This window comes from Paraburkholderia sp., from assembly GCF_035948235.1.
In the GTDB taxonomy this organism is placed as follows: domain Bacteria; phylum Pseudomonadota; class Gammaproteobacteria; order Burkholderiales; family Burkholderiaceae; genus Paraburkholderia.
In genome coordinates this window covers 1-14,057 of record NZ_DASZJJ010000206.1, presented here as the reverse complement: position 1 = coordinate 14,057, position 14,057 = coordinate 1, and the positions used below count along the sequence as shown (strand labels likewise).

The following is a 14,057-nucleotide window of genomic DNA, read 5'->3' as shown; positions in this document are numbered from 1 at the left end:
GCCCATCACGGGTCCGAAGATCGGCGCGACGATCACCGTCATAGCCCAGAGGCCGAGCGCGAGCCCGCGTTTCTCGGGCGGATACGAGCGCATGAGGATGGTCTGCGAAAGCGGCACCATCGGCCCGGACACCAGACCCTGCACGAGACGGAAGGCGATCAGCGTCTCGAAATTCGAGGCGAAGCCGCAGGCCGCCGAGGCGAACGTGAACAGGATCACCGAAAGCGTGAAAAGCCGCACCTCGCCCACGCGGCGCGCGAGCCAGCCCGTGAGCGGCACGGCAATCGCCGAGGCCACGGAGTACGACGAAATCACCCAGGTGCCTTCGCTGTTGGCCACGCCCAGATTGCCCGAGATGGTCGGCACGGCGACGTTGGCGATCGAGGTGTCGAGCACCTCCATGAACGTGCCGAGCGCAAGGCCCACGGTCAGCAGAGCGAGTGTGCCGCCGGACAGGGGCTTGGGTTCGGCGCTGGCCGGGGTAGGGGCGGGCGCGGCGGTTGAAGCGTCCATCTTCAGGTCCTTGTTCAGGATCGTTGGTCGAGGTGCTGCTACGTGTTGGGATCTACTTCGACGGCCTTGCGTTCAGACCATTGCCGCTGCAATGAACGCTGTGCGAACGGTCGTGCGTATTTATATGTCAAGGCATTGTCTGCCCAGACAGTTATTTGACTGCAATACGGCCTTCGTATCGACGCCGTCAGCGCAACTCGCCCGACGGCGCCTCTCGATGAAACAGGGACCGCGAAATTACTCAGGCGCGTCGGTAAGCGCGTGCGCCTTGCTTGCCGCGTGGCCGCACACCCATTGCGTTTGCGCGTCATTGGCGATGAAGCGCTGGAGCAGGCTGATGAGCGTCGTGACTTCGTCGGCGCTGAACCCGTGCAACTGCTCGTTCATCACCGAAGCGATCAGATCGGGCAATTGTTGCGCCGCATCGCGGCCGAGCGACGTCAGTTCAAGCTCCACCACACGACGATCGACATGGCTGCGCCGGCGCTCGATAAAACCTTTCTTCTCCAGCCGGTCGAGCATGCGCGTCATCGAGCCGGTGTCGTAGGACAGCACCCGCGACATCTCGTTGGGCGTGCGGGCACGCTCGAACCAGAGCAGCATGATCACGCCAATCTGCGACGAAGTCAGCCCAAGCGGCGCCACCGCGCGATCCATGCGCGTAGCCAGCACGTTACGGGCGGTCGAAAGGAAATAACCGAGGCTCGGCACCACGCCGACCTCACCCGGCACTTCCGGCAAATGCGCCACATCCGGCATGTACTGGCCGTCGCTCATGGGAAGACGTTCTCATCCATTACGGAAACACGCGCATTCTAGCCGGTTATTTTTCTGCCTGGGCAGTGAAAAATATTCGACATCGGAGCGCCGTAACCACGCGTTCCAGCTAGCGCAGCGTTATCGCTGGATTCATCGATCTGTCGCTATCGCGGCGTAAAAACAACAACGGCAATGATGCAGCGCAAAGAACATTGCGATTTGATTGCATAGTCAATATTATTGCAGGCAAGCATCTACACTAATCGGACTCCCGAATTTCTTCTCTGGTCGCGCCATGCTGTACCTCAAAAACGCGCTCGGCGGCATAGGCCGCTCGGTCACCTGCTCTGCACGGCATGCCTTTGCGCATGCCGGTGGGGCGGCGCGTTGGCGCAAGGCGGTGCTCTATGCGGCCATGTTCGTGCTGCCAGGCGGCTCGATCGCCGTCGTGCTGATGATGTGGGCCGACCGTCGCCGCTCGCAGCGCAGCGGCCAGAGCGCGAACGTGACGGCCGGCATCGTCAGCCACAGCCCGGCTGCGCTCAATCCGGCAGTAGCGGCCGCAAAAACCGCCTGCACGAACGTCGCACACAGCGCGCGCGGGCGCGCTCACGTCGCCCTTCATGCGCTGCGCCGCTGGCGCGGTAACGGCGCGTAAACTACCCCTTACGCGCCGTAACACATCCGGCCCCGTTCACGGCTTAACCTTGCGGATTGTGCGCGCGACGCGAGGCCCGTGCGCTACCATTGCCGCGGCCTCGCGCCGCCTCGTGTGCCGTTCGCATCGTAATCGCCAGCCGCTTCGACAGGAATTTCCCGCATGTCCCGCCGTCTCGTTATCCCCGGTCGCTTTTCCGCTTCGCTGCGCCGTCGTGCGCCCACGCTTGCGCTGATTGGTGCGGCGGCCGCGCTGGCGTTCCAGCTGGGCGGCTGCGCGGTCGGCCCCGACTATCATCGGCCCGATACGGCGGTGCCCGCGGCCTATAAGGAAGCGCCCGAAGGCTTCAAGGTCGCGCAACCGGCCGATACGGCGGATCGCGGCACCTGGTGGCTCATCTACGACGACGCGCAGCTCAACGGGCTGATGGATCAGCTCAACACCAACAACCAGACCGTCGCGCAGTACGCCGCCGCTTATCGCCAGGCGCGCGCGCTGGTCGGTGAGGCGCGCGCCGCGTATTTCCCGGTCGTGAGCGCGTCGTTTTCGGGCACGCGTTCGCGCACACCCACGCGTGTGTCGAACTCAAGCGGCAGCTTCCCGAGCGGCAATATCACCAACAACGTCAATCTGGGCCTCGACGCTACGTGGGAACCTGATCTCTGGGGCAAGGTGAGCCGTACCGTGAGCGCCGAGGAAGCGGGCCAGCAGGGCGCGGCCGCCGATCTGGCCAACGCGCGTCTGTCTGCGCAGGCCACGCTCGCGCAGACGTATTTCACGCTACGCGCGCTCGACGCGCAGCAAAAGCTGCTCGACGACACCGTGGCGGCTTATCAGAAGTCGCTGACGCTTACGCAGAACCAGTACGCCCAGGGCGTGGCGGGCCGCGCGGACGTGATCCAGGCGCAGACGCAACTGCAGTCCGCGCAAGCTGCCGCGATCGACAACGGCGTGGCGCGCGCCCAGGACGAGCACGCGATTGCCGTGCTGGTCGGCCAGCCGGCCTCGTCGTTCTCGATTGCGCCGTCGCCGCTTACGGCTACACCGCCCACCGTGCCGCTGACGATGCCATCGGCGCTGCTGGAGCGGCGGCCCGACATCGCATCGGCGGAACGCAAGGCGGCGGTCGCCAACGAGCAGATCGGCGTGGCGATCTCGGCGTTCTTCCCGACGCTGACGCTGTCGGCGAGCGGCGGTTTCGAAAGCTCGGTGTTCTCGCAGCTGCTGCAGATGCCGTCGCGCTTCTGGACGCTTGGGCCGTCGCTCGCCGCCACGATCTTCGACGCGGGTCTGCGCAATGCGCAGACGCAAGCCGCGCGCGCGGCCTACGACCAGCAGGTCGCGACCTATCGCCAGACGGTGCTGGCCGCCTTCCAGGACGTCGAGGACAACCTCGCTTCGCAGCGCATCCTCGCGCAGGAAGTCGTGGTGCAGCAGCAGGCGGTGGAGTCGGCGCAGCACGCGCTGCTGATCGTCACGAACGAGTACAAGGCCGGCACGATCGATTATCAGAACGTGCTGTCCGCGCAGACCACGGCTTTCACGGCGCAGCAAAAGCTCGCCAGCATTGCGGGGCAGCGCATGGTGTCGTCGGTGGGGCTGGTGAAGGCGCTGGGCGGCGGCTGGGACGCCACGCAGATGGACCGCGAGAGCGGCGGCGTGGCCGCACCCGCGCCGGTGCCTGCATCATCGGCGGCCACCACGGCCGCCACTACACAGAACGTGCAGGCGCAGTAAGTATCGACGCGCGCGCACGATGGCGCGCGCCGTCAGTGCATAAAGCTCAGCGCGACCTGCCCTGGGCCGATCGGCCGTCCCAGCAGATTCAACAGTCCCGCGAGGTTGTCGCGCTGATCGGGCGTGGCGCTCGCAGTGCCGTTGAACATCGCCGAATTGCGCGAGAACGTGCCGTGGCCGTCCAGCATCAGCGGACCTTTCTGCTTGCTGAGATCGAGCGTCGATGACGCGCCCTGCGCCTGCAGCACGGCTTCGTAAGACCCCAGCGGCTTCACCAGCGAAACGCGCGAACTCATATCGCCGAGCGTGACCGTGAGACGCCCGAACGCATCGGTGCCGAACACACGCCACGGGCTCCACGCGAGCCGCACATTGCCATCCATATCGAGCGTATTGAACGGCGCGCCCAGGCCCGCGAGCAGCGAGGCCGGCACGGCGATGGCGCCTGCCGTGACGGTGGCGCCGCGCAGCGTGGCGTCGACGTCGACGGGGTCGGGCATTGCCTCGGTCTGACGCATCTGCAGGCGCACGCGCCCCGTGAAGAGCGCCCAGAACGACGCGCGCCATTCGATGCGACCCGGCAGGAGCGTCGCGCCCTGCACGTCATGGCCCGCTGCAAGCATCAGCGTGGCCGAGCCGTGCCAGAGCGAGCCCTGCGGATCGACAAGATTGACGTGCCCTTGGGTCGCACGCGCGAACTGCGGCGCGATCCACGCAGCCGGCAGGCGCACGAGCAGCACCGCGCCCACCGAGAGCACGGCGACAAAAAGCCAGGGCAGCACGGCGCGCACGCGCCGCATCCAGTAAGACATGCGATCGACCTCTGGCTAATGTCAGCGCGCGTTCGCGCTTTGCAGCGACGCGGTCAGATCGACCTGGCCGTCGGCCTTGAGCGCGGTGATGTGCGCCTCGACCACCTGCACCTTGAACTGCTTGCGCACGTCGTCGAGCCAGCCCGTCCAGACTGGAAACGACGCGTTCTTCAACTGCACCTGCGCACTCGTGCCGATCAGCTGGACCTGCGCGCCCGGCATGCCGTGATCGGCCAGCGACGCCGTGAGCGCATCCTTGAGCGCCTGGCCGCCCGGCGAGACGCTCGCCGCCGCACCCGCGAGCGCGCGCGCCTCGTCGGCCTGCGCCGTCATTTGCGAAAGTTCGCGCTGCAAGGCGGGCAGGCTTTCGCGCAGCTTCGCGCGCCCGTCCGCCGCGGGCTGCCAGAGCACCGAATAGCCAATGGCGATAGCCAGCACCGCGCCGCCCCACGTCAGCAGGGTCTTTTCGCGCATCGTGCGCGCTTCCCAGAAGTTGGCCCACTGCTCCTGCAAGGCCTCGGCGAACGCGCCGCTCGTCGTAGATGTCTTCATGACGCGCTCCTGATGGTCCATTTGCCGCTGCTGCTGTCCTGCGTGCCCGTGAGGCCGTTGCGCGCGAGGCGCTGGGCGAGGCCGCTATCCACGTTCACGCCCGGCTTGAAGGTCACGTCGAGTCGGCGGTCGTGATAGTCGAGCGCCGCGATCCCGTTCGCCGGCACCGGCCCAAGCGAGCGCGCGACGCCATCGGAAAGCGCGAGGAAATCGTCGGGCGAGGGCTCGCCGGCGGCCACGCGCAGTTGCGAGAGCTGGCGCGCCATCTGGCCTGCCGGATCGAGCACCACGGTGGTCTTGGGGAACGCGTTGAGCAGCAGTTCGGTCATCTGCGCGGTCATGGCGTCGCGCTGGCGCGCGAGCATGAGCCACTGCACATTCGCGCCGATGATCGCCACCACCAGTGAGGCGGCCACCAGCACGATCGGCACGCGCAGGCGGCGCAGCGTCGCGCGGTCGAGGCGCCACGGCTGGACCGCGAACTCGAACTGGCAGAGATCGAACTTGCAGGCGAGGGCACGCTGCGCGAGCGTTTCGAAGGAGAGCGGTTGCGCGCCGGGCAGGGCGGCGGCGAGCGCGGCCTTGTCGGCGGCGCTGGTCGGCTCGCCGGGCAGGCCAGTGAGGACGTAGCGCGTCACATCGGCGTCGCCTGCCAGGGCCGCGACCGTTGCGGCCACGCTCGCGGCGGGCACGGCAAAGCCTTCGGCGGCAGCGCCGCGCACGATCGCGAGTTCGAGCAGGGCGGCGGGCGTCGTGTGAACCACGTCGAGATCCGGCAGCAGCGCGGGCGCCGTCGCCATGACGTGGCCTAGCACGCAGGCCGTCACGGGCTCGCCGTGCGCGCCGACGGCGGGCAACGTGGCTTCCTCATGCTCGCCTGCGGCGACCGGTTCGGCAGGGACTGTCGCAGCGACGCTTTGCGCGACCGGCAGGCAGCGCGCCACCGGCACCGCGCGCAGGTTGCGGTGCCCCGCGCCCTTAAAGCCTTCGACGATAAAGCGGAACCAGCCGCGATCGACCGCCGCCACCGTCTGCCGGCCGTCCGGCAGACGCGCCGGATCGAGCGCGAGGTGGCAAGTCTGCGGATCCTGAATCAGATGATCCTCGACCACGTTGGGCAGCGCCTGGCGCAGCCGCGGCCCCTTGAGTGGCGGCACGGCAGTGGCGATCATCAGCAGGTCGCGCGCGGCGATCAGCAGCACTGTGGCGGACGCCTTGGGCAACAGGCCCAGCGCAGCGCGGCCCGCGCGCTGCGTGTGGCCCGTCTTGTCGAGCAGCACGAAGGGCAGTTCGGGCAACTGCCATTCCTGCGAGTGGACCGCCGGGTCGCGCGGCGGCATCAGGACGATCAGCGTGCTCACACGCACCTCTTTTCGATGTTGGACTGGTACGGCTTCATGATTCGCTTCAGGATTCGTCCCACACGTGCACGATGCGCGTCGTATGGGTGAGTGAGTCGCGCCACACGAGCGTGGTCCGGTCCACGACGGCGCGTTCGTGCTGCACGCGCCCATGCACCAGAAAATAGCTCGTATTGACGTCGCAGAGCGTGGAATCGATGCTCGCCTGCGCTGTGCCGGCGCCGGTTAGCGCGAGTTGCACGTCACTCAGATTGCGGAAAAACACCGTCTGACGCCGCGACACGAAGGCCTGCGCGCTCGACAGGCTCATGCCCTGCACGATCGAGGCGATCACTTCCGCCGGGGCGGTGTTCATGTTCACGGGCGTGGTGGTCGGCAGGATCGTCACGAAGGGCCGCAGCCGCGCGACGATGTCGGGCGTGAAACCGGGCACGTCGAGCAGGGCGTCGACGCTCGTCATGAGGATCGGCGCGTTGTCGCTGCTGCCTTCGCTATCGCTGATGCCCGGGTTATTGGTGAAATTTGCGCCGCCGCCCATGCCGCCCGCAACCGGCGCCCCGGCAGCGGGCGTGCCGCTGGCCGTGACGCCCGCCGAGGCGGTCTGAAAGCGCGTAACCGAATAGGCCAGCCCCGAGCGCAAATAAACCGCCGCGTTCTTCGCAAGCTGCCCATCCACGCCGATCAGTTGCAGCAGACGCGCGAACGCCTGGATCTGCGTGAGATTGAGCTGCAGCGCGCCGGGCGCGGACGCCGACACCAGATTGCGCAGATTGAAGCGCGCCTGGGCGTCCTCGATCGAGCCGGACAGCCAGGTATCGGCGCCCTGTTCGGCGCGCGCCTCGCCAATCTGGCCGAGGAAATCGGACAGCCGCGTGCGCGCCACCGGCATGCCCCACGCGCCGCCCAGATAGGTCACGCCCGCCGAGGTATCGGCTTCCGAGCGCAGGATCAGGCGCGTCCAGTCGAGCGACGCGCGCGAGATCCACTGCGCCTGCGCAAGCAGGCGCTGGTTTTCGATGCGGCGCAGCTGCACCTGCTGGCGCCAGAGCATGCCCGAAACCAGAATCGCCGACAGCGCGACCACCATCAGCGCGGTAATGATCGCGGCGCCGCGTTGTTTCGCGGTGGCACGGCTCGGGCGCAGGGAAAGCGTCAGGCGGCGCATCATTCCCCCACCAGGAAAACGCGCGTCACGGGTCGCGCAAGCGAATGCGCGCCCACGCTCACCTGCAAGCCCGTAACGGCGCGCGGCACCGGTGCGTTGCCGAGCTGCGGCACCTTCACGTTATTGTTGTTGGCGTTGAGCTGCGAGCGCACGTCGTCCATATCGGAGGTCCAGCCCACCTTCGGCACGTACAGGCGCGCATTGATCGAGGCCACGCCCTGCATCATCGGCAAGGCGCTCCACGCGTCGGTTTCGCCGCCGCGTAGCGCACGCCGCAGATCGCCGATATGCGCGAGCGGCGGCGAGGCGTAGCGCACCACCTGCCCGCCGGCGACGCGATAGCGCACCACTTGCAGGCGCGGCGGCGCGCCCGGCGTCACCGGGAACGCGCGCACGATCTGCAGCGCGCCGCCGTCGATGGCGATGGCGGGCGCGCCCGCTTCGTCGTCGCTCGCGGCCTGACGGGTGTCGATGCGCATCTGGTCGAACATCTGCGCGAACACGCGCTCCTCGGCCATCGACTGTGTGATGACGTTGCGCCCGCGGATGATCTGGTCGAGGCCGCGCCACGAGAGCAGCGCCACCACGGCGAGAATCGCGATGGCGACGAGCAGCTCGATCAGCGTGAAGCCCGCCGCGCGGCGCTCACGTCTGCCATAAGGACTCATGCGCATCGAAGAATCACAGTGACCGGTTCGTTTCATTGCCGAGCACCGTGACGAGTTGCGCGAGATTGCCGTCGCGGCCCGGCGTCGTCACCGACACCTCCACGCGGCGAAACAGCGGATTGGGCGTGGCCGCGACGTGCTGCGTGCAGGTCAGGCGCAGATTGCCCTGCGAACAGTCGAAGCTGCGCTCGCCGAGATCGGGCCAGGCATGCGTGAGACTCAACTGGGCGAGCGCGTTGTCCGCGCTCCAGCCCGCTAGCAGGCGGTCGTGGAGTTCGGCCTCGCTGGTGGCGAGACTGCCCACGGCGCGCAGCGACGCGGCCAGTGCGATCGCCACGATGGCGAGCGCCACCAGCACTTCGATCATGGTGAAACCGCGTGCGGCGCGGCGCGTGATTCGGCACGGGAAGGAGCGAACGCGCATCTCAGCGGACCTCATAGCGGCCCGTGCCGGTGCCGACGATGGTGGCGCGGCCCGCCGCCGAAAACAGCGTGATCTCGACCGGTTGCTCGACGGCTTCGGTGCCGAAGATGACGCGGTTGGCGTGGTAATCGTCGTCGCCGCCGGGGTAGCTGATCGACACGCCCGTCACGCCGCCTTCCCATGGCCGCGGGCCGAGCAGGTCGTCGCGCAGCGGACGCCAGCCGTCCTCGGTGCGCACGTCGAAGCGAAAACCGCCCTCGACAGGCTGCCAGGCGATCGGGCGCGCGCGCACCTGTGCCTCGTCGCCGGCCGATTCGAACAGCAGCGCTAGACGTTGCGCTTCCTCGTTGAGATCGGTGCGCGGATTGCGCGTGAGCGACAGCGACGCAAGCGACACCAGGATCCCCGCGATCAGCAGCACCACGAGCATTTCCAGCAGCGTGAAGCCCGCCGAACGCGCAGGCGTCGGCGCGCGGTCACGACGGCGCGGGATGCGGATAGGGCGGGAACGCATGGGCGGAGAAGGCGTCGTGCGGGAGAAGAGGATGTGGGATGCAGGCGAGACGAAACATCGCGGCGCGGCGGTCGAAGAAGTCCGGAAACCGCGCCACGTTATTCATCGCTGATGAACGGCTGCTATTGCCAGGAGCCGATATCGGCGTCGTTACCCTCGCCGCCGGGTTTGCCGTCCGCGCCGTAGCTGAACACGTCGATCTCGCCATGCACGCCCGGATTCAGGTACTGGTACGGATTGCCCCACGGATCGTTAGGCAGGCGCTCCAGATAGCCGCCGTCTTTCCAGTTGTTCGGCACCGGGTCGGTGGTCGGCTTCTGGACCAGCGCCTGCAGACCCTGATCCTGGGCCGGATAGCGGCCGTTATCGAGGCGATAGAGCTTCATGGCCTGCATGATCGTGCCGATGTCCTGCTTGGCCGCCACGCGGCGCGCTTCGTCGGGACGACTCATGATCTTCGGCACGATCAGCGCGGCGAGAATGCCGAGGATCGCGATCACGACCATGATTTCGATCAGCGTGAAGCCGCGTTGACGGCGCGAGCGCCCATCGATGACATCGCGGCTGATTTGCCCACGGTATTTGGCCCACATGGACATAACGGACTTCCCTCCTGATGATGATCGTTGCGCGTTTGTGCGCATTGCTGCGTATATGACGGGTCATTGTAATGTCATACGATGACGCCTTTGCGACCCTCTTTTGGGTCGGTGCTGCGCCGTGACCTCGCCGTTGCCTCACCGCTACCTGATACGGACTTCTACTAGCGCTTTCGCAGCCTTCGCTGCCATCAAAACGTACACATAACTCCGTACAATGGGGCGCATGAACCCACTGCAAATCCGTCTTCTGTCACTCGCTGCCTTCGCCGCGTTCTGCGCGACGGCCGCGTGGTGGACGCTCGAAATCGCCACCACCCGCGCGGCGCCTGTGCAGGCCGCCGCCGCCCAGCCGCCCGTCTCGCTCGACCAGGCCGGCGTGCTGTTCGGCGGCAAGCTCGAACACAACGTCGCGCAGGACATCCATCTGTTCGGCATCCTCGCGCTCTCGCAGGGCGCAGCGGCGATCGTCAGCATCGGCGGCGAACCGGCCCGGGCGATCTCGCTCGGCGGCCCGATCGGCCAGGACTCGAAACTCGCCGAAGTGCGCGCCCGCTCGATCGTGATCGACCGTCATGGCGTGCACTCCGAAATCTTCCTGCCCGCCAACCCCGGCGGTCCCACCATCTACGTGCGCTAACGCCGTCCCGCTAAAAACCGCCTCGTGCGTAGCCGTCGCTTACTGCACGAGGTTGTTCAGCTCAATGATCGGCAGCATCACCGCGAGCACGATCACCAGCACCACGCCTCCCATCGCCAGAATCAGCAACGGTTCGAGCAGGCTCGTCAGGAACATCGTGCGCCGCTCAAGCTCGCGCGCTTCGCCTTCGGCAGCGCGGTCGAGCATGGTGGTGACGTCGCCAGTCGCCTCGCCCGAGCGGATCAGGTGCACCAGCACGGGCGGAAATGTCTTCGTATTGCCCAGCGCCCGCGACAGCGACGTGCCTTCGCGCACCCGCACGATGGCGTCGTCGATGTTGTTGCGCATGGCCTTGTTCGAAAGCGTTTCGCCCGCAGCCTGCAGCGCGCGCAGAATCGGCACGCCCGCCGCGCTCAGAATACCCAGCGTGCTCGCAAAGCGCACCGTGTTGTAGCCGCGCACCAGCTTGCCCGCGAGCGGCGCGGTGAGCATCCAGCGGTCGAACGACAGGCGCGGCCCAGGCCGCCGCAAGGTCGCGCGCACCACCCATGCGACGAACGCCACCACGATCAGCACGGCCCACCACCATTGCCGCACGAACGACGACAGCGCCATCATCACGATGGTCAGAAACGGCAATTGCTGCTTGGTGCTCGCGAACACGTTGACGACCTGCGGCACCACATAGCTCAGCAGGAACGTGACGATGCCGAACGCGATGATCGTGACGATCGTCGGGTACGTGAACGCCAGCACGATCTTCTGCTTGAGCGCGTTGCGCTGCTCGATATAGTCGGCCAGCCGCGAGAGCACGATGCCGAGCTTGCCAGTGTGCTCGCCCGCCGCGACCAGCGCGCGGTAGATGTCCGGAAAGTCGCGCGGATGCTGCTCAAGCGCGTTGGCGAGCGAATGACCGCCGAGCACTTCGGCGCGGATCGCCGCCATCAGTTCGCGGATGTAATCGCGTTCGGACTGCTCGGTGAGCACGGCGAGCGCCTCGCCCAGCGGCAGGCCCGCAATCAGCAGGCTCGCGAGCTGGCGCGTGAGAATCGCCTGCTCGCGCTGCGAGAGCTTGCGCCCAAGCGCCAGACGCTGCTGGCGCGCGCCGCGCGTGCGGGTCGCGGCCGGTTCGACGACCAGCGGCGTGAGGCCCTGGCCGCGCAGTTGTTGACGTGCGCCGCGCGCGCTGTCGGCGTCGAGCACGCCTTTTTGCGCTTTGCCCGCGGCGTCGATGGCTTCGAAACGGAATGCCGGCATGGTGCTTGATTGCCTCTCGTTACGCGCTTACGCGCCGCCCGTCACGCGCAGCACTTCTTCGAGCGAAGTCGTGCCCGCATTGAGCCAGCGCTCGCCATCGTCGCGCAGCGTGCGCATACCTTGCGCGCGGCCGGCGGCGAAGATTTCGGCGTCGGCGGCGTTGCGGTGGATCAGCGCGCGGATCGGCTCGTCGATCGTCAGCAGTTCATAGACGCCGCGTCGGCCCGAATAGCCCGAATTGCCGCAGCGATCGCAGCCAACCGGGTGATAGCGCGTGCGGCCGTCTTCCTCCACGCGCGCTTCCTTGCAATGCGGGCAAAGCTGGCGCACCAGACGCTGCGCGAGCACGCCAAGCAGCGAAGACGCCAGCAGATACGGCTCCACGCCCATGTCGGTCAGACGCGTGACGGCGGAAGCCGCGTCGTTGGTGTGCAGCGTCGCCAGCACGAGGTGGCCCGTGAGCGAGGCCTGCACGGCGATCTGCGCGGTCTCCAGATCGCGGATTTCGCCGATCATGATGATGTCCGGATCCTGACGCAGGATCGAGCGCAGCGCCCGCGCGAACGTCATGCCGATGCGCTCGTTCACCTGGGTCTGGCCGATGCCCGAGAGGTCGTACTCGATCGGGTCTTCCACGGTCATGATGTTGGTCGTGGCGGTTTCCAGCCGCGACATCGACGCATACAGCGTGGTGGTCTTGCCCGAGCCAGTCGGGCCAGTCACGAGCACGATGCCGTGCGGTCTGCCGATCAACTGGTCGAACTTGCCGAGCGTGTCGGACGCCATGCCCAGCGCTTCCAGATTCAAGCGCTGTGCGTCTTTTTCGAGCAGACGCAGCACGGCGCGCTCGCCGTGGCCGGTCGGCAGGGTGGAGACGCGCACGTCGACGGGGCGCCCGCCCACGCGCAACGTGATGCGGCCGTCCTGCGGCAGACGTTTTTCGGCGATGTCGAGCTGCGCCATGATCTTGATACGCGAGATCAGCGCGCCGTGCAGCGCCTTCTTCGGGCGCACCACGTCGCGCAGCGTGCCATCGACGCGAAAGCGCACCACGGAGGCATTCTCGAATGGCTCGATGTGAATGTCCGAAGCCTGCTCGCGCGCCGCCTGCGTGAGCAGCGCGTTGATCATGCGGATGATCGGCGCGTCGTCTTCGGACTCCAGCAGGTCTTCCACTTCGGGAATGTCCTGCATGAGACGCGAGAGATCGACTTCGCCTTCCACTTCGCCGACCACCTGCGCCGCGCTGCCGTCCTGGCGCGCGTACGCCTGATTGATCGCCTGGGCGAGTTCGTCTGCAGGCACGCGCACGAGCGTCAGCGCGCCGAAATTGCGCGCGACTTCGGCAATCGCCGCACCCGAAGTGCGATCGCTGATCCACACTTCGAGGCCTTCGGGCTGCTGCTGCGCGACCAGAATCTGGCCGCCGCGCGCAAAGCCGTAGGGCACGAGCCGCGCAGCCAGCGGAGACGGCGCCGACAAAGACTGACGCGGCGTGTCTGCGATGCTCACGGCTGCACCCTCGGCGTGGTCGTCAGCGGTTGCTGCTGTTGCTGCTGCTGATCAGCCGGCGCGACCTGCAGCGGCGTGCCTTGGACCGGCGCGCTCGGCACAGGTGCGCTCTGCGCGGGCTGCATTTGCCCGGCATTCGCGGGCGCTGCTGGCAGCGTGCGCACGGCCTGCTCGCGCCGCATGCGGTCGAGATCGAACAGGTTCAACGCCGATCCACCTTCGGCCGGACCAACCGGCATCGGCGGCACGACCGGATCGTCCTTGTCCTTCATCAGGTTGTTGTCGGACTTGTACGCGCCCGTCACGCCCTGGATGTAGTCGTAGCGATTCGACGTGACCGCCTGCGCCGTATCGCGGTCGCCGATGATCACCGGGCGCAGGAACACCATCAGGTTGGTTTTCGCGCGCGTCTTGTTTTCGGAACGGAACAACTGGCCGATCCACGGAATGTCGCCGAGCAGCGGCACCTTGCTGTTACTGACCTGATAGTTGTCCTGCATCAGGCCGCCAAGCACGATGATCTCGCCGTTATCGGCCAGCACGGTCGACTGGATCGAACGCTTGGTGAAGTCGGGACCGGCCGGATTGGTCGTCGCGTTGGTCGTGCCGTTCACGATCGCCGAATCTTCGGTGTAGAGCTGCAGCTTGAGGATGCCGCCTTCGGTAATCTGCGGCTTGATGTGCAGCGTCAGGCCCACATCCACACGGTCATAAGTGTTGAACGCCGAACTCGTGGAGCCGCTCGTGAGGTTCGAGTAGGAACCCGTCTGGATCGGCACGTTGGTGCCCACGACGATCTTCGCTTCCTGATTGTCGAGCGTGATCAGGTTAGGCGTGGACAGCACGTTGGCGTCGTTGGTCTGAGAGAGCGCCTGCAGCAGCGCGC

General features: G+C 66.8%; 15 protein-coding genes and 1 pseudogene. 3 read left to right on the top strand and 13 right to left on the bottom strand.

What is annotated here, in order from left to right; translation table 11 throughout:
- Positions 1 to 513, bottom strand: a 513-nt coding sequence (locus VG320_RS17800; protein ID WP_327201403.1) for an MFS transporter, incomplete at its 3' end; no start/stop codon positions are given.
- A gap of 237 nt (positions 514 to 750) precedes the next feature.
- Complete coding sequence (locus VG320_RS17795) at positions 751 to 1,290, bottom strand: MarR family transcriptional regulator (protein WP_327201402.1); 540 nt, start codon at positions 1,288 to 1,290, stop codon at positions 751 to 753.
- 277 nt (positions 1,291 to 1,567) lie between these two features.
- Here VG320_RS17795 and VG320_RS17790 point away from each other — a divergent pair, with 277 nt between their 5' ends.
- Both VG320_RS17790 and VG320_RS17785 read left to right on the top strand, forming a co-directional pair.
- Positions 1,568 to 1,930: a hypothetical protein gene (locus tag VG320_RS17790; protein WP_327201401.1), complete on the top strand. Its 363-nt coding sequence runs from the start codon at positions 1,568 to 1,570 to the stop codon at positions 1,928 to 1,930.
- Between the two features lie 162 nt (positions 1,931 to 2,092).
- A complete protein-coding gene (locus VG320_RS17785; protein ID WP_327201400.1) occupies positions 2,093 to 3,667 on the top strand; it encodes an efflux transporter outer membrane subunit in 1,575 nt (524 codons plus the stop codon).
- 32 nt (positions 3,668 to 3,699) lie between these two features.
- Here VG320_RS17785 and VG320_RS17780 read toward each other — a convergent pair whose 3' ends face one another.
- The 8 genes from VG320_RS17780 to gspG all read right to left on the bottom strand — a co-directional run bounded on the left by VG320_RS17780 (position 3,700) and on the right by gspG (position 9,756).
- Complete coding sequence (locus tag VG320_RS17780) at positions 3,700 to 4,479, bottom strand: type II secretion system protein N (protein ID WP_327201399.1); 780 nt, start codon at positions 4,477 to 4,479, stop codon at positions 3,700 to 3,702.
- Positions 4,480 to 4,500: 21 nt separating this feature from the next.
- Positions 4,501 to 5,052 carry a type II secretion system protein M gene (locus VG320_RS17775; RefSeq protein WP_414696068.1) on the bottom strand — a complete coding sequence of 184 codons (552 nt, stop codon included), beginning with the start codon at positions 5,050 to 5,052 and terminating at the stop codon, positions 4,501 to 4,503.
- Positions 5,028 to 6,392: a type II secretion system protein GspL gene (gspL, locus tag VG320_RS17770; protein WP_327201397.1), complete on the bottom strand. Its 1,365-nt coding sequence runs from the start codon at positions 6,390 to 6,392 to the stop codon at positions 5,028 to 5,030. Before gspL ends, VG320_RS17775 begins: the two co-directional genes overlap by 25 nt.
- A gap of 46 nt (positions 6,393 to 6,438) precedes the next feature.
- Positions 6,439 to 7,560, bottom strand: a complete 1,122-nt coding sequence (gspK, locus tag VG320_RS17765) for a type II secretion system minor pseudopilin GspK (RefSeq protein WP_327201396.1) — start codon at positions 7,558 to 7,560, stop codon at positions 6,439 to 6,441.
- On the bottom strand, positions 7,557 to 8,261 hold the full coding sequence (locus tag VG320_RS17760) for a PulJ/GspJ family protein (RefSeq protein WP_414696067.1): 705 nt from the start codon (positions 8,259 to 8,261) through the stop codon (positions 7,557 to 7,559). The genes gspK and VG320_RS17760 overlap by 4 nt, the downstream gene beginning before the upstream one ends.
- Entirely contained in the window at positions 8,239 to 8,649 is a 411-nt protein-coding gene (gene gspI / locus VG320_RS17755) for a type II secretion system minor pseudopilin GspI (protein WP_327201395.1), read from the bottom strand. Before gspI ends, VG320_RS17760 begins: the two co-directional genes overlap by 23 nt.
- Position 8,650: 1 nt before the next feature.
- Complete coding sequence (locus VG320_RS17750) at positions 8,651 to 9,163, bottom strand: GspH/FimT family pseudopilin (protein WP_327201394.1); 513 nt, start codon at positions 9,161 to 9,163, stop codon at positions 8,651 to 8,653.
- Between the two features lie 122 nt (positions 9,164 to 9,285).
- Positions 9,286 to 9,756: a type II secretion system major pseudopilin GspG gene (gspG, locus tag VG320_RS17745; RefSeq protein WP_327201404.1), complete on the bottom strand. Its 471-nt coding sequence runs from the start codon at positions 9,754 to 9,756 to the stop codon at positions 9,286 to 9,288.
- Positions 9,757 to 9,988: 232 nt separating this feature from the next.
- Here gspG and VG320_RS17740 point away from each other — a divergent pair, with 232 nt between their 5' ends.
- Positions 9,989 to 10,402 (top strand): hypothetical protein, encoded by a 414-nt coding sequence (locus VG320_RS17740; protein ID WP_327201393.1) that lies wholly within the window; start codon positions 9,989 to 9,991, stop codon positions 10,400 to 10,402.
- A gap of 39 nt (positions 10,403 to 10,441) precedes the next feature.
- On the opposite strand, the gene gspF is transcribed toward VG320_RS17740, so the two are convergent.
- From gspF to VG320_RS17725, 3 genes and pseudogenes are all read right to left on the bottom strand, one after another.
- Positions 10,442 to 11,659 carry a type II secretion system inner membrane protein GspF gene (gene gspF, locus VG320_RS17735; protein WP_327201392.1) on the bottom strand — a complete coding sequence of 406 codons (1,218 nt, stop codon included), beginning with the start codon at positions 11,657 to 11,659 and terminating at the stop codon, positions 10,442 to 10,444.
- Between the two features lie 27 nt (positions 11,660 to 11,686).
- Positions 11,687 to 13,171 (bottom strand): type II secretion system ATPase GspE, encoded by a 1,485-nt coding sequence (gspE, locus tag VG320_RS17730; protein WP_327201391.1) that lies wholly within the window; start codon positions 13,169 to 13,171, stop codon positions 11,687 to 11,689.
- A pseudogene (locus VG320_RS17725) lies at positions 13,168 to 14,057 on the bottom strand (type II secretion system protein GspD); the annotation flags it as partial. The gene gspE and the pseudogene VG320_RS17725, both read right to left, overlap by 4 nt.